Genomic DNA, 18,233 nt, shown 5'->3' with positions numbered 1-18,233 from the left:
CAGTTGCTCAAGCAGCACGACCATGGCAGCCGGACCAGCCGGTGCCATAGGTAAACGCGAAGATCGCGGAGTGCGTGCTCGAGGACATGCGGACCAGTATGGCCACGGGCACGCCCGGCAGCCAGCCGGCGCCCGGATGGTGAGACGGGGGAGCGCCCCTGGAGGAACGGTAGAATCGAGCTCCGACCCCTCGTACACAACGCCGGAAGGCCGCCCGTGGCATCAGCGACCCCAGCCGCCCCCGAGCTCACCCCGGACGTTGTCCTGGTAGTGGACTTCGGAGCGCAGTACGCCCAGCTCATCGCCCGTCGCGTCCGCGAGGCCCGGGTCTACAGCGAGATCGTCCCCAGCACCATGCCGGTGGACGAGATGCTCGCGAAGAACCCGAAGGCGATCATCCTCTCCGGCGGCCCCTCCTCCGTCTACGCCGAGGGCGCCCCCTCGCTCGACAAGGCGATCTTCGAGGCCGGGATCCCGGTCTTCGGCATGTGCTACGGCTTCCAGCTGATGGCGGTCGCGCTCGGCGGCACGGTGGACGACAACGGTGCCCGCGAGTACGGCCGCACCGCGCTGACCGTCAGCAAGCCGGGCTCGACGCTCTTCGAGGGCACCCCCACCGAGCAGTCGGTGTGGATGTCGCACGGCGACGCGTGCTCGGCGGCCCCGAGCGGCTTCACCGTCACCGCCTCCACGGACGTGGTGCCCGTCGCCGCCTTCGAGGACGACGCGCGCAAGCTCTACGGCGTCCAGTACCACCCCGAGGTGCTGCACTCCACGCACGGCCAGCAGATCCTGGAGCACTTCCTGTACCGCGGCGCGGGCATCGCGCCGGAGTGGACGACCACGAACGTCGTCGAGGAGCAGGTCGCGGCGATCCGCGCCCAGGTCGGCACCAAGCGCGCGATCTGCGGGCTCTCCGGCGGCGTGGACTCGTCGGTGGCCGCGGCCATCGTGCAGAAGGCCATCGGCTCCCAGCTGACCTGCGTGTACGTCGACCACGGCCTCCAGCGCAAGGGCGAGTCCGAGCAGGTCGAGAAGGACTTCGTCGCCGCCACCGGCGTCCAGCTGAAGGTGGTCGACGCCGAGGAGCGCTTCCTGACCGCGCTCGCCGGCGTCAGCGACCCGGAGACCAAGCGGAAGATCATCGGCCGCGAGTTCATCCGCGTCTTCGAGCAGGCCCAGGCCGAGCTCGTCGCCGAGGCGGGCGCGGCCGGCGAGGACGTCGCCTTCCTGGTACAGGGCACCCTGTACCCGGACATCGTGGAGTCCGGCGGCGGCACCGGCACCGCCAACATCAAGTCGCACCACAACGTGGGCGGGCTCCCGGACGACATCGAGTTCGAGCTGATCGAGCCGTTGCGCCAGCTGTTCAAGGACGAGGTCCGGATGGTCGGCCAGGAGCTGGGCCTGCCGGAGGAGATCGTCCAGCGCCAGCCGTTCCCCGGCCCCGGCCTCGGCATCCGCATCGTCGGCGAGGTCACCAAGGAGCGCCTGGACCTGCTGCGCGAGGCGGACTTCATCGCCCGCGAGGAGCTGACCGCGGCCGGTCTCGACCGGGAGATCTGGCAGTGCCCGGTCGTCCTGCTCGCCGACGTCCGCTCGGTCGGCGTCCAGGGCGACGGCCGCACCTACGGCCACCCGATCGTGCTGCGCCCGGTCTCCTCCGAGGACGCCATGACCGCCGACTGGTCGCGCCTGCCGTACGACGTGCTCGCCAAGATCTCCACCCGCATCACGAACGAGGTCGCGGACGTCAACCGCGTCGTCCTGGACGTGACGAGCAAGCCCCCGGGCACCATCGAATGGGAGTGACGCCCTCCCGGCCCACTTCATGATCGTCGACGCCGCCGCCCACCACCGTGAGCGGCGGCGCCGTCGTTCCCGGTGAAGGCCCACCGCACTCTGTTCTTCTGGCCTACCGCGCGGTAGCTTCCGCTCCATGGCCGATTCTCTCCCGCAGCCCGCGCAAGGGCGCACGCCGCCGCAGCCGATACCCACCGAGCAGCTGCACTTCGCGCTGCCGCAGACCTTCGCCACCCCCGAGGAGGAGCGGCAGCACCGCAAGGAGCGGTTGGTGGCCGCGTTGCGGCTGTTCGGGCGGTTCGGCTTCGAGGAGGGCGTGGCCGGGCACATCACGGCCCGCGACCCGGAGTTCACCGACCACTTCTGGGTCAACCCGTTCGGGATGAGCTTCAAGCTCATCACGGTCAGCGACCTGATCCTGGTCAACCACGCGGGCCAGGTCGTGGAGGGCCGCTTCCACGTCAACCAGGCGGCCTTCGCGATCCACTCCCAGGTCCACCAGGCGCGCCCCGACGTGGTCGCCGCCGCGCACAGCCACTCGACGTACGGGCGGGCGCTGTCGTCGCTCGGAGAGCTGCTGGACCCGATCACCCAGGACGTCTGCGCCTTCTACGAGGACCACGCCCTGTTCGACGACTACACCGGCGTCGTGGTCGACGAGGAGGAGGGCCGCCGCATCGCGGAGGCGCTCGGCCCGCACAAGGCCGTCATCCTGCGCAACCACGGGCTGCTGACGGTCGGCGACTCGGTCGACGCGGCCGCGTGGTGGTTCATCACGATGGAGCGCTCCTGCCAGGTGCAGCTGACGGCCCGCGCGGCCGGGAAGCCGGTGCTGATCGACCACGAGAGCGCCGTCCACACCCGGGGCCAGCTGGGCAACGACCTCGTCGCGTGGATCAACTACCAGCCGCTCTACCAGCAGATCTCGCGCGGCGAACCGGATCTCTTCGGCTAGCCGGTGAGACAAATCGCCGGGCCGCACGTATCCCCCGATGAGAGAGTCGTACGTGCAGAATCGTTTCCATCCTCGGGGGACGCGTACGGCCTGAGAGGCGGGACACCATGCTCGGAACCTGGCGGGAGACCGCGTCGCGCTACGCGCTCGTGCCGCTGCGGATCTTCCTCGGCGTCACCTTCGTCTACGCGGCGATCGACAAGCTCACCAGCTCGGTGTTCCTCGACGACGCCGCGCCGGGATCGCTGGTCGGCACCCTGCACGCGGTGCGCGACAGCGCGGCGATCCCGGCGATGGTCGACCTCGCGCTGAAGTCGCCGCACAGCTTCGGCTACGCCATCGCCCTCGGCGAGCTGGCCGTCGGCATCGGCACGCTCCTCGGGCTGTTCGGCCGGATCGCCGCGCTGGGCGGCGCGGCGATCTCGCTCAGCCTGTGGCTGACGGTCAGCTGGGCCACCGACCCGTACTACTACGGCAACGACCTGGTGTACCTGATGGCCTGGCTGCCGCTGATCCTCGCCGGGACCCCGCTGCTCTCCCTCGACGGCGTCATCGCCTCACGCCGCAGGCCCGCCGTCGCCCCGCCGCCCCCGTCGGACCAGCCGGGTGACCACCGACGCCACCGCGGCGAAAGCCAGACCGCCCGCCACTAGGCCGACCGTCGTCCGCCGGGAGTGGTCCCAGCCACCGGCGGCGTCCACCAGGAACACCGCCGCCACGCCCAGCAGTACCAGCCCCATCACGAGGGACCCGGGCTCGAAACCGTGCCGCTTCATCGGACCACCCTCAGCTGACCCGCGCCGACCTCGACGCTGAGTTCGATCGTGCCGGCCGACGGGACGCCCGCGTCCGGCTGGAAGACCACCCGGCTGTGCGCGTCCGACTTCAGGCGCACCCCGTCATTGACCGTGCCCGGCAGCTGCACCTCGCCGAAGCCCATGTCGTAGTCGAGCCGCACGGTGGCGTTCCTCGGCAGCCGGATCTCCGCCCGCCCCGCGCCGACCTCCAGCCGGGTCGTGACGGTCTTGCCGCCGAGCGGCAGCGCGGTCAGGTCGAGCAGACCGTGCCCGCTGCCCTGCTCGTAGCCCGCCTGGAGGTCGGAGACGGTCACCGGCCGCCACTGCGTGGACGCCCAGTCGGTGGTCATCGACTTGGGGACCGCGGCGGCCCCCACCAGCAGCGCGATCGTCAGCACGGCCCAGGTGGCCGTACCGCCCCTGGCCCGGCCGGTCCAGGCACTGATGACGAAGGCCAGGCCGAAGACGGCCAGCGCGGACGCCAGCCCGACCTCCAGGGCGGTGCCCAGCGGGTGCCCGTGCCAGGCCGCCGCCGTACCGATCGCGCCCGCGAGCAGCGCCACGAAGAACGCCAGCACGCCCAGCCAGGACGACTCGCGCCGGACGGCGGCCTTGCGGGCCCGCCAGGCCTTGCGGTCCGGCTTCTCGTACGGGCCGTCGTCCGGCCCCCACAGGTAGCCCGTGGAGCTGCTCACGCCGGCCGAGAAGTCCTTGGTCAGCGGATCGCGCCACCACGACGGGGTCACCGGGCTCGGGGGCGCCTGCGCCGCGGGCGGGGCGTCGGCGGCCGGTCCGGCCGCCACCGCGTCCGCCTCGCCGTCGGCCTGGGCCCGGCGGCGCTGCTGCGACCAGTACACGGCGCCCACGACGGCGGCTAGCAGCAGGATCGAGAACCCCTGGTCGGTGCCGTTGCCGAGCATCGACGCGTACAGGCCGCAGCCGACCAGCGCGACGAGCACGGCGGTCAGCGCCGTCCCCTCGACCCGGCCCGACAGCAGCCGGTGCGCCTCGCTCTGGTCCTCGCCCTCCTGGGGGATCACCAGCCAGGCCATGCCGTACACGATCAGGCCGATGCCGCCGGTGAGCGAGAGCACGGCCAGCACGATCCGGAAGATCACCGGATCCAGCTCGAAGTAGCGGCCCGCGCCGTCGCACACCCCCGCGACCACCTTGCGGCGGCTGCGGACGATGCGGCGCCGGGCCGGGGGTTCCGGAGTGGCGTCGGCCTCGGCCTCGAAGGCCGGCCTGCTGTCCTGCGTCATACCCCCATGGTGGCGGCCCGTGCCGCCCGGCGGCACCAGGTGCAACCCTGGCCGACCCCTGAGCCTCCCCTCAGGGGACCGGTCCCGACCGGGCCCCAGGTCCCCTGCTGGACGGGGGTGCCCGTCAGGGTGACCTCGGGGAGGAACCCTGATGCCCCGGGCGGCCCCGGCGTGTGACGATCGGGGTATGCCAGCCACCACCCCTGCTCCTGCGACGGGCGCGTCCTACCTGAAGCCGCCCGACCCGGCGGACCCGCCGCTGCGCAAGCTCTACCGCAGCTCCGAGGGCCGGATGATCGGCGGAGTGGCGCGCGGGCTCGCCGGCCACCTCGGGCTGCCGGTGTCGTGGGTGCGGGTCGTCTTCGTGGTGCTCGCGACGTTCAACGGCCTCGGCGTCCTGCTCTACGCCCTCTTCTGGTTCTTCGTGCCGCTCGGCGTCGGCGGGGTGAGCGAGGCGAAGGAGCCGCGCGACGCCAAGTCCTGGCTGGCCGGACGGCGTCCCGACAAGGGCCAGATCCTCGCGCTCATCGCGCTCTTCATCGGCCTCGGCGTCCTCGTCAGCAACCTGAACCTGGGCGCGGCCAACGCCGCCATCTGGCCGCTGCTCGTCATCGGCCTCGGCGTCGCCCTGGTCTGGCGGCAGGCCGACAACGCCCGCCGCAGCCGCTGGGTCGAGATGAGCCAGGGCAAGCGGTTCTGGCCGATCGCCCGCGGTGCCGCCGGCGTGCTGCTGGTCGGGGCCGGGGTCACGGGCTTCCTCGTGGTGCGCAGCTCCGGCAGCCACCTCGGCGGCATCCTCCAGGCGGCCCTCGCCGTACTGGTCGGGGTGGCCCTGATCGCCGGGCCGTACCTCGTGCGCCTGACCCAGGACCTGTCGGCCGAGCGGCTGATGCGCATCCGGGCCCAGGAGCGTGCCGAAGTCGCCGCACACGTCCACGACTCCGTCCTGCACACCCTCACCCTCATCCAGCGCAACGCCGAGGACCCGCGCGAGGTGGCCCGCCTCGCCCGCGCCCAGGAACGCGAGCTGCGGGCCTGGCTGTACCGCCCGGAGGGCACCGGCAAGGAGGACGAGCCGACCAACTTCGCCGACGCGGTGCGCAAGGCCGCCGCCGAGGTGGAGGACGCCCACGGGGTGCCCGTCGAGGTCGTCTGCGTCGGCGACTGCCCGCTCGACGACAATCTCGTCGCACAGATGGCAGCCGCACGCGAGGCAATGGTGAACGCGGCCAAGTACGGTGGCGACGAAGCGGTTCAGGTGTACGCCGAGGTCGAGGAGCGCAAGGTCTTCGTGTCCGTCAGGGACCGGGGGCCCGGGTTCGACCTCGACCAGGTGCCGGAGGACCGCATGGGCGTACGGCAGTCGATCATCGGCCGCATGCAGCGGAACGGCGGCGAGGCGCGACTGCGCAGCGCACCGGGCGGGGGCACGGAAGTGGAACTCGAAATGGAGAGGGTGGCGTCATGACTGAGGACCGACGCGTAAGGGTCGTGCTCGTCGACGACCACCGGATGTTCAGGACCGGCGTCCAGGCCGAGATCGGCGAGACCGAGCGGACGGGCGTCGAAGTCGTCGGCGAAGCCGCCGACGTGGACCAGGCCGTCACGGTCATCACCGCCACCCGCCCCGAGGTCGTCCTGCTGGACGTGCACCTCCCGGGCGGCGGCGGTGTCGAAGTGCTCCGGCGCTGCGCCCCGCTGATGGGCGACGCGGAGCGGCCCGTCCGCTTCCTGGCGCTCTCGGTCTCCGACGCGGCCGACGACGTCATCGGCGTCATCCGCGGCGGCGCGCGCGGCTACGTCACCAAGACCATCACCGGCCCCGACCTGGTCAACTCCATCTTCCGGGTCTCCGACGGCGACGCCGTCTTCTCCCCGCGGCTGGCCGGCTTCGTCCTCGACGCCTTCGCCTCGACGGACGCCCCGCCGGTCGACGAGGACCTGGACCGCCTCACTCAGCGCGAACGCGAGGTGCTGCGGCTGATCGCGCGCGGCTACGCGTACAAGGAGATCGCCAAGCAGCTCTTCATCTCGGTGAAGACCGTGGAGTCCCACGTCTCGGCGGTCCTGCGCAAGCTCCAGCTCTCCAACCGGCACGAGCTCACGCGGTGGGCGACGGCACGGCGCCTGGTCTGACGGCCGGGCCGCCGCCTGGCCTGACGGCTGCCGGGGCCGACGGCTGCCGGGGCGGACGTTCAGGCGGTGTCGGGCGGTGTGGGGGCGGCTGGGGTCAGAGCGGTTCGGAGTGTGCGTCTGCGGCGCTGCGCACCTTGACCGCGCGGAGGGGGAGGCCCCCGGCGCTGCGCGCCTGGCAACGAGGCGACCCGCTGCGCCGCCCGCGAAGCGGAGGGGGCCGGCCCGCTGCGCGGCCAGTTGCGGGGTGGCGGGGTGGTCGCGCGGGGAGATGCCGCCCGGGGAGCGGCGTCCAGCCCTCCTTCTGCGCGAAATGTGGGGCGGGTGGGACGGAGGCCACCGTATGGGTCCCATGAGGCGAACCTCAGGCCGATGTGGATCACCAAGGACGCACAGAACTCCACCTGGCGAAGCCCAGCCCCCTCACGCTGATCGTCCGGCTCCGCCACCCGCACCGCCCCGCCCGCCCCCAGCCAATCCCCGGGCCGCGCCCGGGAAGCGCAGCGGACCGGCACCGCTCCGTATCCCGGCCGCGCAGCGGACCGGCGTCACTGCCAGGCGCGCAGCGCCGGGGCCTCCCCCTCCGCCCGGTCAAGGTGCGCAGCGCCGCAGACGCACCCCTCCGTACCGTCTTGACCTCAGCCGACGGCCGGGACGGCGAGTTCGAACCACACCGTCTTGCCGATGCCGCACGGGCGCGGGCCGGCGTCCCAGGCCTGCGCGAGGGCCGCGACGAGGGCGAGGCCCCGCCCGGACTCGTCGTCCGGCCCGGCGGCGAGAAGCCGGGGAAGTCCGCTGCCCGCGTCCGACACCTCGACGCGCAGCGTCGTGCCCCGCAGCACGCAGCGCGCGCTGATCTCCCGGCCCGGCGACGCGTGCCCGTGACGGCAGGCGTTCGTCATCAACTCGCTGAGCAGCAGGACGGCGGTCTCCACCGCGTCCTCCGGAAGCCGCCACGAACTGGACTGCGTACGCAGCAGCGTTCGGGCCCGGCCCACGCTGCGGGGGTGGGACGGCAGGCGCCACTCAATGTCCTGGGGAAGGCCGCCAGGCCTTGCGACCGGTGAAGTTCCGACGTTCATGGGTCATACCGTGCCGTGCGGGGCATAGCCTCGGCAGTAACGACCCGAGTACGCACCGTAGCCGTACCTCGCGGGTACCGGAAAGGCGGAACGCATGTCCAACACCGAGTCCCCGCCCCCGATGGCCTGGCGCTACTGCGGCAACCAGATCAAACTCTGGCGCACGCGGGCGGCGATCAGCCGCGAGCAGCTCGGGAAGGAAGCGGGCTACGAGTACGAGACGGTGAAGTCGATGGAGATGGGTCGGCGAAAGCCGACGCTGCGGTTGCTTGAGGTGGCGGACGAGATGTGCGGGGCGCACGGTCTGCTGGTGGCGGCGCAGGACTATCTGAAACCGGAACGGTTTCCCTCGTACACCTTGGATTTCATGCGGTACGAGGCAGAGGCGATCGTGCTCAGCTCGTACGAAACCCAGTACGTTCCGGGCCTGCTGCAAACCGAGGAAACGGCACGAGCGTTACTCGAATCCTCCTGGCCTCCGCTGGACGACGAGACGGTCGAGGAGCGGGTGTCTGCCCGTATTGATCGGCAGTCACTGCTGGCCAGGCAGACCAAGTCCTTCAACTTCGTCGTCGCCGAGACGGCTCTTCGCTGCCGCGTCGGCGATGCGGCGTCGTACACGCGGCAGATGGAACACCTCCTGGAGGCGGGAAAGCCCCGTCACGTGACCATTCAAGTCATGCCCGCCGACCGCGGAGCACACCCGGGACTCCGGGGGCCTTTCGTTCTGCTGGAGACTCCCGAGCACGAGCAACTCGCCTACGAAGAAGGCCAGCACGTAGGGGCGTTGTACGGCGACGCGGAGAGGGTCAGCGTCCTCTCGCAACGCTATGCGATGATCCTCCGGCAGGCTCTGAACCCGGAGGAGTCCGCTCGATTCATCAGCAAGTTGGCGGAGGAACTGTGAGCACACAGCTGACGTGGTTCAAGTCCAGCTACAGCAATGACGATGGTGGCAACTGCATCGAAGTCGCCCTCGACTGGCGTAAGTCCAGTCACAGCAACTCCGAAGGCGGAGAGTGCGTCGAGGTAGCCCTCGACTGGCGCAAGTCCAGCCGCAGCAATGCCGAAGGCGGCGCCTGCGTCGAGGTCGCCACCTGCCCCACCACCGTTCACGTCCGTGACTCCAAGGACCCGGCCGGCCCCCAGCTCGCCTTCTCGCCCGACGCCTGGGCGGCGTTCGTGGCGTTCGCGGGTGCTCGGGGGCTCGGCGGGTCGGGGAGCTGACGGGCGGGGTCCGTCAGGTCACGACGGGCGGCTCGCGCCGGCGAAGGGCATCTCGTTGATCGGCGCGATGCGGATCGGCGCGCCTGGGTGGGGGGCGTGGATCATCTGGCCGTTGCCGATGTAGAGGCCGACGTGGCTGATGCCGGAGTAGAAGAAGACCAGGTCGCCGGGTTGGAGTTGGGACTCGGACACGCGCTGGCCCGCGTTGATCTGGGTGTACGTCGTGCGGGGGAGTGAGACGCCCGCGGCCTTCCAGGCGGCTTGGGTGAGGCCCGAGCAGTCGTAGCCGGACGGCCCGGTGGCGCCCCAGACGTACGGGAGGCCGATCGCGGTGTAGGCGAAGGCGACGGCCTGCGCCGCGCGGGCCGACGGGGCGTGGATCTCGCCGGGGGCGATCGGGGCGCGGGCGCTGGAGCGGTCGGCGTGGGCGGCGTTCGTCGCCGTCGCGGGCCCGTCCTGCTCGACCGCGGCCCGCTGGGCGGCCGTGAGGCGGTCCAGGAGCGTCTGGGCGGCCTTCAGCTTGGTCTCGATGGTGCGCTTGTGCTCCGCGAGCTTCGTCTGCGCCTCGCTGAGGGTGGCGAGCTTGGCGTCCGCCGCGTCGTGCGTCGTGGTGATCTCCCGCTGCTGCTGGCCGAGGGTGCGCAGGATGTCCGCCTCGCGGCCGCTCACCTGGTCGATGAGGGCGGCCCGTTCGAGGTACGTGTCGGGCGTCGAGTCCAGCGCGAGCTGCATGGCCGGGTCGATGCCTCCCGAGCGGTACTGCGCGGCCGCGATGGCGCCGATCTGGTCGCGGGTGCTGTTGAGCTTCGCGGTCTTGCGCGCCAGCTGGTCCTGGAGCCTGCCCACGTCGGCGCGGGCGCTGTCCGCCGCCTCCTTGGCGCCGTTGTACTGCTCGGTTGCCTGTTCCGCCTGCTCGTAGAGGGCGTCGACCTGGGTCCTGACCTCGCCGGGGCTGAGCTGCGGGTCGGCGTGGCCGGTCTCGCCGAAGGCGGTGACCGACGCGGCTCCCGCCATGGCGAGGGTGACCGCGGTTCGTGCGGTGGTACCGGTGAGTGAGCGCTGCTTGGGCTTTCTGTGCGACGCCACGCGGCCGTCACTCCTCTTTCGCCTGGGCTGGCCCGCCGGGGGGACCTCGATCCGGCGGCGTCCGCACGGGGAAGCGGAACACCGCCGGATCTTCGGCGGGGGCGGCCGTGTCGTCGTGGTCCGACGGCAGTGGGGTTCGGCCACCTGGAGGAGGACGCTAAACCGGGAAGGCGGTGGAATACGGCGGAGCGCAGGACTGGTCCCAATCGTCCAACGGATGTGCTTCATTGATCGCTGTTCGAGACGGGAAAAGACCCTTTCCGGCACAGCACTGATCAATGGGGCCGTTGCTACTGCTCCGGCGTCCCGACCCTGCTACGAGACTCACGAGGCGCATGGGGTTTGCGGGAGGCCCGAGGTGTGCGGGGTGCGCGAGGCAACCGGGGCGCCCGGGGCCCGCGCGGCCACAGAGCCGTCCCCACCGCGAACGCCACCGCGCCCACGGCGACGGCCGCGACCGCCGGGCCCCAGGCGCTGCCGTCGGAGGGGGCGAACGCGGCGAACAGGACCAGCCCGCTCGCGCCGTACGCGGCCAGGGGGACGTGGCGCGCCCGCAGTTGCCGGATGCCCGCCGGGCCCGCGGCGCAGGCGTCCACGATGAGGAGGTAGGTCAGCAGCAGGGCCGCGACGCACGACGCCAGCCAGACCGGCGGCGTGCTGAACGCGGCCAGGACGACGCAGCCGACGGCGAAGACCGTGTTGCGGTGCTGGGACAGCAGCGCGGTCCTGCGGGCCGAGTACTGGACGGGGCGCCGGACCAGCGGCGGGGCCGCCCAGCAGGCCAGCGCGACCGCGGCGAGCGGTGGCACCACCTCGGCCGGGGTGGGGGAAGCGCCGATGCGCGGATCGCAGGCGGCGAGGGCGAGCGCGACCCCGAGGCCGCGCATCGGCCAGACGGGCACCTGGGGGAGGGCTGCGGCAGTGCTCTGCGTCATCGGGTCCTGCGTCATCGGGTCCTGCCCTGGATTCGGGTGCGGAGCAGCGGGGCGAGGGCCAGGTCGAGGCTCTTGCCCGCGGACTGGGCGACGACCGGGATCCCGCGCTCCCGCAGCGCGAACCGCATCGCCGCCCGGTCGGCGAGCCAGAGCCGCCGGGCGAGGTGCCCGACGGTGTCGCCGGGCGCGATGTACGGGGCGCCGGTCGGGATCTCGATGACGACCAGGGGGTTGCCGCGGCGCGCGAGGTCGCCCAGCACTTCGAGGATCCGCTCGTCGGCGAGCTGGGTGACCGCGTAGACGAGGGCGCCGCGGGGCAGCGCCGGCGGGGGCAGCCGCTGGAGGGCGGGGACGGAGTAGCCGAGGTCCTTGCGGACCTCCAGCACGCTCTCGACGATCCGGTAGAAGTACCCGTTGCCGGAGCCGGGTTGCAGCCAGCGCAGCGTGCCGCCGATCGACACCAGGCCGACGCGGTCGTGGCTGCGCAGGTAGGCGCGGGTGAGGCCGGCGGCGGCGCGGACCGTCTCGTCCAGTCCCGAGGTCCGGGTCGCGGGGTCCACGAAGTCGACGAGGGCGTCGACCAGCACGACGGTGTCGGCCGTGCGCTCGGCGGCGAACTGGTTGATCTGGATGCTGCCGCGCCGGGTGGTCGAGGGCCAGTGGATGCGCCGCTGCCGTTCGCCCCAGATGTGCGGGCGCACCCCGACGACCTCGATGCCGTCGCCGTTCTGCCGGGCGGTGTGCTCGCCCAGGCGGTCCGGCAGCCGGACCGGGATGGGGGTGAGGGAGGCCTGCGCGGGCACCGGGAAGACCTGGATCTCGCCGAGTTCGGCGCGGACCGTGCGGCGGGCGAGGCCGCCCGTGTCGTAGACGTCCACGTCGACCGTGCCCAGGCTCCAGCGGCCCCAGCGGCGGGCGGTGAGGGCGAGTGCGACGACCGGGCCGTCGACGGTGAGCGCGGTCAGCTCGATGCCGGGGCCCAGCGTGATGCCCGGGTCGATCCAGCCGGCCGCCCCGTCGAAGTCGAGCCGGATCCGGACGGCGATGTCCTCGTTCTCGAAGCAGCGGTCGGGTTCCGTCTCGACGGCGGCCGCCAGCCGGGTCGGGCGGCCGGCTCCGCTCGCGGCGGCTCCCGGTCCGGCCAGCACCAGCAGGACGACCGGTCCCGCCGCCAGGGCCAGCAGCCAGGCGTGGCCGGTGAGCAGGGCGGCGGCCGCCGCCACGGCGGCCACCGTGAGCAGCCGCAGGGCGCGCTCGCCGATCCGCCAGCCGGGCGGCGGCGGGGCCGGCGGCTCGGCGGGCTCCGCCACCTCGTCGGCGCCGGCGTCGGGCGGGCCGCCCAGCGCCCGCGCGATGTGCGCGGGGACGGCGGCCGGCCGGGTGGCGGGCCTCCCCGGCGGCTGTCGGCCCGCGGTCACGGCCGCGCTGCCTGCCGCGGGACGCCGCCGTCGGGGCGGCGCTTGTCGGCGGGCAGGGTCTGCGGCGCCGGCACCGACCGCGCGACCTCGGCGATGACGTCGTCGGCGTTGATCTGCCGCACCCACAGCTCGGGCCGCAGCGTGACGCGGTGCGCGAGGGCCGGGACGACCAGGGCCTTCACGTCCTCCGGGGTGACGTAGTCGCGCCGGTCGAGCACCGCGCGGGCGCGGGCCAGCTGCACCAGCGCGAGACCGCCGCGCGGCGAGGCGCCGACCTGGATCTGCGGGTGGGCGCGGGTCGCGCCGATGAGGGCGACGACGTACGCGACCAGGTCGTCGTCGACCTCGACGCTCTCCAGGCTGGCCCGCATGGCGAGCACCTCGGCGGGCGTGCTGAGGGTGTCGAGCACGGCTTCCGGCGCGGCCCGGTCGAGGCGGGTGCGGAGCATCGACGCCTCGTCGGCGGGCGGCAGGTACCCCATCCTGACGCGCAGCAGGAAGCGGTCCAACTGCGCCTCGGGCAGGCTGTACGTGCCCTCGTACTCGATGGGGTTCGCCGTGGCGATGACGACGAACGGCTCCGGCAGCCGCCGGGTGACGCCGTCGACCGAGACCTGCGCCTCGGCCATCGCCTCCAGCAGCGCCGCCTGGGTCTTGGGGGGCGTCCGGTTGATCTCGTCGGCCAGCAGCAGGTGCGTGAAGAGCGGGCCCGGCCGGAAGACCATCTCGCCGCTGCGCTGGTCGTAGAAGGGCGCGCCCGACACGTCGGAGGGCAGCAGGTCGGGGGTGAACTGGATGCGGCGGAAGTCGAGTCCGAGGGTGGTGGCGAAAGAGCGGGCGAGCAGCGTCTTGCCGAGCCCCGGCAGGTCCTCGATGAGGACATGGCCGCCGGCGAGCACCCCCAGCATGACCAGTTCGAGGGATTCGGGCTTGCCGACCACGGCGCGCTCGATCTCGGCGAGCACCTGGCGGGCGCGCTCACCGGCCTCGCGCGGTGTCAGGGCCGGGTGCGCGGGAGTGACGGGGCGGGCACCGGCGGGATGGGTGTCGGCGGGTCGGTCGACGGTGGCCTGAGCTTCCGTGGGTCGGTCGATGGGCTGGGCCGGCTGAATGGTCGTCACGGTGCTCCTGGGAGGACGTTCGGCGGTTCAGTGGTTCCGATGGGGCACGGCGGTCCTGGTCACAGCTCGTCGAGGCGGTCGAGGACGGCCCGCAGGACCTGCGGCGGGATGGTGCCGTGCGGGGCGGGCTCACGGGGGTCGATCCAGGGCCACAGCTCGGGGCCGACCACGGCGGCGGCCCGCTCGGGCTGGGCGAGCAGCGAGATCCCGTGCCGTTCGGCGAGCCGGGCCGCGTACAGCCGCTGGACGCCGGGCTGCAGGGTCTGGGTCCAGCCGTTCTCGGCGGACGTCCCCAGGGCGACCGCCCGGCCCCAGTCGCCCAGCCGGGGCGTTCTCCTGCCCAGCAGCCGGACCGGTCTGCGGTAGCCCTGGTCCTGGGAGTCGAAGCCGGCCGTGTAGCGGGCGGTGAGCAGGGCGACGGCGGTGAGGACCAGCAAGCCGGTGCCGGCCGCGGCGAGCCCGCCGGCCAGCGCGAGGGCGGCCTCGGTGCCGGCCGCGAACGTGCCGAGCACGAGCAGGGTGTGGCGCGTGGAGCCCGGGGTCACCGGTCACCTGCCGGGGCCGTGGCGACGGTGGCGTCCTGCGGGCTCTCCGCGTCCCGTGCCGCGGCGGCCAGTTGGGCCGCGATCGTGTCGAGGGCGGCGCCGGCCCGTCGCAGGTGGCCGTCGTCCATCGGGTGGCTGGAGTACCGCGCCTCGCGGAAGAGCTGCGTCAGCTCCCCGGCAGCGGTCCCGGTCAGGGTGCCGCCGGCGACCGCGCGGTGCAGCAGGTCCGTGGGGCTGTCCGAGTCGAGCCGGGCGATCCCGGACCGGCCGAGGGTGGTCTCCATCGCCGCGTAGCAGGCGATCACGGCGGCGCGCGCGTCCTCGCCGTGCAGGGCCCGGCGGCCGGAGTCGACGGCGCCGGCGAGCGCGTTCCCGGCGGCGTCGGGGCTGCCGGGGATCAGCTGGAGGCCGGCTCCGGACCGGCCGGCCAGGTACCAGCGCAGCCAGCGGACGAGCGCGACGACGATCACGGCTGCGGCCAGCGCCGCTCCGACGAGGAGCAGCAGGTGGAACAGGTCGAAGGACGATCCGTCCGAGGGCTGTCCGGTGGCGTCCGACGGCGGTGCCGGCTGCTCGCTGACGGGCGGCCCGCTCGGCGTCGCGGTGGGGATCGGCTCGTTCCGCGGCTCGGCACCCGCCGGTTCGCTGCGGTGGCTGAGGAGCACGGCGACGGGCACCAGGACGAGGGCGGCGGTCAGCAGCGGCAGCGCCGCGTCCTTGAGGCGTTCGGCGGCCGGGTCGGGGCTGTCGATGTGCTGGACGGCCCGGCGGTAGCGCGCGGCGAGCAGCGCGCCGCCCACCACGCACGCGAGGGCCAGCAGCGCGAGGTAGCCGCCGTGGTACGAGAGCGGGCCCGAGCCGTCCGAGCCGTCGAACACCGATCGGCCGCCCCCTGCCCGCAGCGCACCGGCCGCGAGGACCAGACCGCCCACAGCGGCGGTGGCGAGCAGGAGGACCGGCCGACCGGTGATCCGGGCCAAGGGGTCAGGCGAGGCGCACTGCGCCGGCGAACGGCATCCAGCTCATCTTGCCGACCTCGACGACGCCGCCCGGGTGCGGGGCGTGCACGATCTCGCCGTTGCCCAGGTAGATGGCCACGTGGCTGATGCCGGAGTAGAAGAACACCAGGTCGCCGGGGCGCAGCGCGGACTGCGAGACGCGCTGGCCGTCGTTGATCTGGGTGTACGTGGTGCGGCTGATGCTGATGCCGGCCGAGCGGTACGCGGCCTGCGTGAGGCCCGAGCAGTCGTACGAGTTCGGGCCGGTGGCGCCGGAGACGTACGGCTTGCCGCGCTGGGCGAGGGCGAAGCTGATCGCCTGGGCGGCGCGGCCGCTGGCGGGGCCGTTGTACGTGTAGGACGCGCTGTTGCCGCTGCCGGACTGCTGGGTGTCGAGCTGCTTGACCTTCTTCTGCTCCTCGGCGGTGAGGCTGCTGAGCAGCTTCTGCGCGTCGGCGAGCTTGGCGGCGGCGTTCTTCTTCTCGGCCGCCAGCTTGGTCTGCGCGGCGGCGAGGTCGGCGACGCTGGCGGCGGCCTTGGTGCGCTCGGTCGTCGCGGCGGTCTGCTGGGTGCGGAACTCCTTGATGGCCTCTTCCTGCGTGGCCGACACACGGTCCACGAGGTGGGACTGCTCGAGGAACTTCTCCGGGTTGTCGGAGAGCAGCAGGGCGGTGGTCTGGTCGACGCCGCCTTCGCGGTACTGGGCGGCGGCGAACTGGCCCAGGGTCTCGCGGGCCTCGTTCAGCTTCTGCGTCTTCTTCGCGACCTCGGCCAGCAGCAGGTCGGCCTTCGCGCGCTGCTGGTCGGTCTTCTCCTTCGCCGCGTTCGCGTGCTCCGTGGCGACTTCGGCCTTCTCGCGAAGGTCGTCGATCTGCGCTTTGACCTCCGTGATGGAGGGCTTCGCGGGCGCGGCGCTCGCGGACTCGCTCAGCAGGGTCACGGTGGCCAGCGCCACCGTGGTCAGGCCCACCATGGCGCGGGGGCCGGTGGAGGCGAGTATTCGCGGGCGCGGTTTGCGGTGCGACGCCAAGGCAGACATTCCTTCCGTGGTCCGCTTACCGGGTTAGCTGACGGGTTCGGGCTGTGGAAGGCTGCCCTACGGTGCTGGCGTCCGTTGTGCGGACGTTCGCCCCGATTCACCCCAAGTCTTGCGTGTGGGTCCCCGGTTCCGGCCTCGCGGCCGCATTCAGCGGAGGCAGTTCGCCGTCGGCACTGCGCCGGCTTGGGAACGATCTGCCTAGCGGGTCACCGTAGCCAACTGGGGCCGTTGTTGGGAAGTTTCCTTCGGAAGGTGAGCGAAATCGCATCGTTACCTTACCTATTGTGACCGTCTTGTCCGGATCAAGACGGACGCGAGGCCCCATAGATGGGCATCTGGGTAATGGGTGCGATCTTGACAACCGTGCCGGTGTGCGGCGCGTGAATCATGTTGCCGTCGCCTATGTAGAGGCCGACGTGGCTGATGTCGTCGTAGAAGAAGATCAGGTCCCCGGGGCGCAGCTCCGACGTGGAGACGCGGTCGCCCGACTTCACCTGGTCCCAGGTGGTGCGCGGCAGGTCGATGCCGGCCGCCTTCCAGGCCGCCTGGGTGAGCCCCGAGCAGTCGAACGAGTTCGGGCCCGTGGCGCCCCACACGTACGGCTTGCCGATCTGCTGCTGGGCGAAGGCGATGGCCTTCTCCGCCTGGGACGAGCTGGTGCCCGTGCCGGACGATCCGCCGGTGCCGGTCCCCGTGTCGCCCCCGGGGTCCTTCGCCGCCTCCTTGGAGGCGGCCTCCCGCGCGGCCTTCTCCTTGGCGGCGATCTCGGCGGCGCGCCTGCGGTCGTCCTCCGCCTTCTTGGCCGCCGCCGCGGCCAGCCGGGCCTTCTCCTGGGCGGTCAGGGTGTTGAGGAGCCGCTGGGCCTCCGCCAGCTTCGCCTTGACGGTCTGCTTCTCCGTCTCCAGCTTCGTCCGTGACGTGTTCAGCGCTTCGAGGCCCTTCACCGCCTCACCGCGCTTCTGCGTCGTGGTGGCCTGCTCGACGCGGAACGTCTCGACGGCGTCCTTCTGGTTGCCCGTCATCCGCTTCATCTGATGCGTCTGGTCGAAGAACTCCTGCGGAGTGTCGGAGAGCAGGAAGGTGCTCGTCGAGTCGACGCCGCCGCTGCGGTACTGGGCGGCCGCGTACTGGCCCAGCACCCGCCGCGCGTCGTTCAGCGCCGCCGTCCGCTGCGCGACCTGGTTCAGCAGCGTCTCGACCTTGGAGCTCTGCAGGTCGGCCTGCTCCTTCGCGCCGTTGTAGCGCTCGGTGGCGACCTCCGCGTCATGGTTGAGCGCGTCGACCTTCGCCTGCACCTCCTCGATGGAGGGCGGCTGCGGCTGCGCGGGTGCCGCGCTCGCCGTCTCGCCGAGCAGGGTGACGGTGGCCAGGGCCGCCGCCGTCAGGCCGACGGCCGCACGGGGGCCGGCCGTGGTGAGCAGCCCTGCGCGGATGCCGGGGCGGGGTTTGCGGTGCGACGCCAAGGCAGAAGCCCTTCCGTGAACCGCTTACCGGGTTAGCTGTCGGGTTCGGGCTGTCGGAAGGTCGCCCTACGGTCCGTGCGGGACTTCCCTCGCGGGAGGCCCCGTGCGGGCCGATTCACCCCAGTGGTGCTGATGGGTCCCCGGCTGCGGCCTCGCGGCCGCACTCAGCGGAGACGGTCCGTGACGGCGTGTTGCCGAAGGGGAGGACGGACCGTCTGGTCCGGCACGGTAGCCAACACTCGTGTCCTGTGGGAAGACCGGTGTCCGATAGGCCCGAAACCATTTCGTGATGTGAGCACAGTGGGCGGGTACGACAGCGGAGAGTGAGCGCTCGCGGAGCGCTCCTGGCGGACTCCCGCAAGCTGAGTA

At 72.5% G+C, this 18,233-nt stretch carries 17 protein-coding genes and 2 riboswitches; of the genes, 7 read left to right on the top strand and 10 right to left on the bottom strand.

From position 1 onward, the window contains the following. Positions 1-216: 216 nt before the first annotated feature. From guaA to ABZ721_RS16535, 3 genes are all read left to right on the top strand, one after another. The gene (gene guaA / locus ABZ721_RS16545) at positions 217-1,812 is read left to right on the top strand and encodes a glutamine-hydrolyzing GMP synthase (protein WP_358789315.1); all 1,596 of its coding nucleotides are present in this window, start codon (positions 217-219) and stop codon (positions 1,810-1,812) included. A gap of 127 nt (positions 1,813-1,939) precedes the next feature. Then, positions 1,940-2,758 carry a class II aldolase/adducin family protein gene (locus ABZ721_RS16540; RefSeq protein ID WP_358789314.1) on the top strand — a complete coding sequence of 273 codons (819 nt, stop codon included), beginning with the start codon at positions 1,940-1,942 and terminating at the stop codon, positions 2,756-2,758. Between the two features lie 107 nt (positions 2,759-2,865). Beyond that, a complete protein-coding gene (locus tag ABZ721_RS16535; protein WP_358789313.1) occupies positions 2,866-3,411 on the top strand; it encodes a DoxX family membrane protein in 546 nt (181 codons plus the stop codon). A 119-nt stretch (positions 3,412-3,530) separates the two neighbouring features. Here ABZ721_RS16535 and ABZ721_RS16530 read toward each other — a convergent pair whose 3' ends face one another. Next, positions 3,531-4,817 carry a PspC domain-containing protein gene (locus ABZ721_RS16530; protein ID WP_358789312.1) on the bottom strand — a complete coding sequence of 429 codons (1,287 nt, stop codon included), beginning with the start codon at positions 4,815-4,817 and terminating at the stop codon, positions 3,531-3,533. Between the two features lie 187 nt (positions 4,818-5,004). Between ABZ721_RS16530 and ABZ721_RS16525 the strand changes: the two genes are divergently transcribed. Both ABZ721_RS16525 and ABZ721_RS16520 read left to right on the top strand, forming a co-directional pair. Next, entirely contained in the window at positions 5,005-6,285 is a 1,281-nt protein-coding gene (locus ABZ721_RS16525) for a PspC domain-containing protein (protein ID WP_358789311.1), read from the top strand. Continuing rightward, positions 6,282-6,953, top strand: coding sequence for a response regulator transcription factor (locus tag ABZ721_RS16520; protein WP_358789310.1), 672 nt, complete (start codon positions 6,282-6,284; stop codon positions 6,951-6,953). The genes ABZ721_RS16525 and ABZ721_RS16520 overlap by 4 nt, the downstream gene beginning before the upstream one ends. 635 nt (positions 6,954-7,588) lie before the next feature. Here ABZ721_RS16520 and ABZ721_RS16515 read toward each other — a convergent pair. Continuing rightward, on the bottom strand, positions 7,589-8,032 hold the full coding sequence (locus ABZ721_RS16515) for an ATP-binding protein (protein ID WP_358789309.1): 444 nt from the start codon (positions 8,030-8,032) through the stop codon (positions 7,589-7,591). Between the two features lie 94 nt (positions 8,033-8,126). Between ABZ721_RS16515 and ABZ721_RS16510 the strand changes: the two genes are divergently transcribed. Both ABZ721_RS16510 and ABZ721_RS16505 read left to right on the top strand, forming a co-directional pair. After that, positions 8,127-8,939: a helix-turn-helix transcriptional regulator gene (locus ABZ721_RS16510; protein ID WP_358789308.1), complete on the top strand. Its 813-nt coding sequence runs from the start codon at positions 8,127-8,129 to the stop codon at positions 8,937-8,939. Further along, positions 8,936-9,259: a DUF397 domain-containing protein gene (locus ABZ721_RS16505; protein ID WP_358789307.1), complete on the top strand. Its 324-nt coding sequence runs from the start codon at positions 8,936-8,938 to the stop codon at positions 9,257-9,259. The genes ABZ721_RS16510 and ABZ721_RS16505 overlap by 4 nt, the downstream gene beginning before the upstream one ends. Before the next feature lie 18 nt (positions 9,260-9,277). Here the strand turns inward: ABZ721_RS16505 and ABZ721_RS16500 are convergent, their stop codons facing one another. From ABZ721_RS16500 to ABZ721_RS16465, 8 genes are all read right to left on the bottom strand, one after another. Continuing rightward, positions 9,278-10,345: an NlpC/P60 family protein gene (locus ABZ721_RS16500; RefSeq protein WP_358789306.1), complete on the bottom strand. Its 1,068-nt coding sequence runs from the start codon at positions 10,343-10,345 to the stop codon at positions 9,278-9,280. A 290-nt stretch (positions 10,346-10,635) separates the two neighbouring features. Continuing rightward, positions 10,636-11,280: a hypothetical protein gene (locus ABZ721_RS16495; RefSeq protein WP_358789305.1), complete on the bottom strand. Its 645-nt coding sequence runs from the start codon at positions 11,278-11,280 to the stop codon at positions 10,636-10,638. A gap of 11 nt (positions 11,281-11,291) precedes the next feature. Further along, positions 11,292-12,698 carry a DUF58 domain-containing protein gene (locus tag ABZ721_RS16490; RefSeq protein ID WP_358789304.1) on the bottom strand — a complete coding sequence of 469 codons (1,407 nt, stop codon included), beginning with the start codon at positions 12,696-12,698 and terminating at the stop codon, positions 11,292-11,294. Beyond that, complete coding sequence (locus ABZ721_RS16485; RefSeq protein WP_358789360.1) at positions 12,695-13,699, bottom strand: MoxR family ATPase; 1,005 nt, start codon at positions 13,697-13,699, stop codon at positions 12,695-12,697. Before ABZ721_RS16485 ends, ABZ721_RS16490 begins: the two co-directional genes overlap by 4 nt. A 179-nt stretch (positions 13,700-13,878) precedes the next feature. Further along, positions 13,879-14,364: a hypothetical protein gene (locus ABZ721_RS16480; RefSeq protein WP_358789303.1), complete on the bottom strand. Its 486-nt coding sequence runs from the start codon at positions 14,362-14,364 to the stop codon at positions 13,879-13,881. Beyond that, positions 14,361-15,344, bottom strand: coding sequence for a DUF4129 domain-containing protein (locus tag ABZ721_RS16475; RefSeq protein ID WP_358789302.1), 984 nt, complete (start codon positions 15,342-15,344; stop codon positions 14,361-14,363). Before ABZ721_RS16475 ends, ABZ721_RS16480 begins: the two co-directional genes overlap by 4 nt. A 4-nt stretch (positions 15,345-15,348) precedes the next feature. Beyond that, entirely contained in the window at positions 15,349-16,401 is a 1,053-nt protein-coding gene (locus tag ABZ721_RS16470; protein ID WP_358789301.1) for an NlpC/P60 family protein, read from the bottom strand. Then, positions 16,399-16,564, bottom strand: a riboswitch (cyclic di-AMP (ydaO/yuaA leader). It overlaps the preceding gene by 3 nt. 139 nt (positions 16,565-16,703) lie before the next feature. Next, complete coding sequence (locus tag ABZ721_RS16465; protein ID WP_358789300.1) at positions 16,704-17,864, bottom strand: C40 family peptidase; 1,161 nt, start codon at positions 17,862-17,864, stop codon at positions 16,704-16,706. Positions 17,865-17,869: 5 nt separating this feature from the next. Beyond that, positions 17,870-18,044, bottom strand: a riboswitch (cyclic di-AMP (ydaO/yuaA leader). Positions 18,045-18,233 lie beyond the last annotated feature (189 nt).

This window comes from Streptomyces sp. NPDC006733 (genome assembly GCF_040636125.1).
Taxonomy (GTDB): domain Bacteria; phylum Actinomycetota; class Actinomycetes; order Streptomycetales; family Streptomycetaceae; genus Actinacidiphila.
This window is presented reverse-complemented; position numbering and strand designations above follow the sequence as displayed.

Bases quoted from the DNA above. Each gene is read 5' to 3' on its own strand.
- ABZ721_RS16470 (WP_358789301.1), bottom strand. From the start codon at position 16,401: ATGTCTGCCTTGGCGTCGCACCGCAAACCGCGCCCGCGAATACTCGCC.
- ABZ721_RS16530 (WP_358789312.1), bottom strand. From the start codon at position 4,817: ATGACGCAGGACAGCAGGCCGGCCTTCGAGGCCGAGGCCGACGCCACT.
- ABZ721_RS16510 (WP_358789308.1), top strand. From the start codon at position 8,127: ATGTCCAACACCGAGTCCCCGCCCCCGATGGCCTGGCGCTACTGCGGC.
- ABZ721_RS16520 (WP_358789310.1), top strand. From the start codon at position 6,282: ATGACTGAGGACCGACGCGTAAGGGTCGTGCTCGTCGACGACCACCGG.
- ABZ721_RS16540 (WP_358789314.1), top strand. From the start codon at position 1,940: ATGGCCGATTCTCTCCCGCAGCCCGCGCAAGGGCGCACGCCGCCGCAG.
- ABZ721_RS16515 (WP_358789309.1), bottom strand. From the start codon at position 8,032: ATGAACGTCGGAACTTCACCGGTCGCAAGGCCTGGCGGCCTTCCCCAG.
- ABZ721_RS16535 (WP_358789313.1), top strand. From the start codon at position 2,866: ATGCTCGGAACCTGGCGGGAGACCGCGTCGCGCTACGCGCTCGTGCCG.
- ABZ721_RS16495 (WP_358789305.1), bottom strand. From the start codon at position 11,280: ATGACGCAGAGCACTGCCGCAGCCCTCCCCCAGGTGCCCGTCTGGCCG.
- ABZ721_RS16525 (WP_358789311.1), top strand. From the start codon at position 5,005: ATGCCAGCCACCACCCCTGCTCCTGCGACGGGCGCGTCCTACCTGAAG.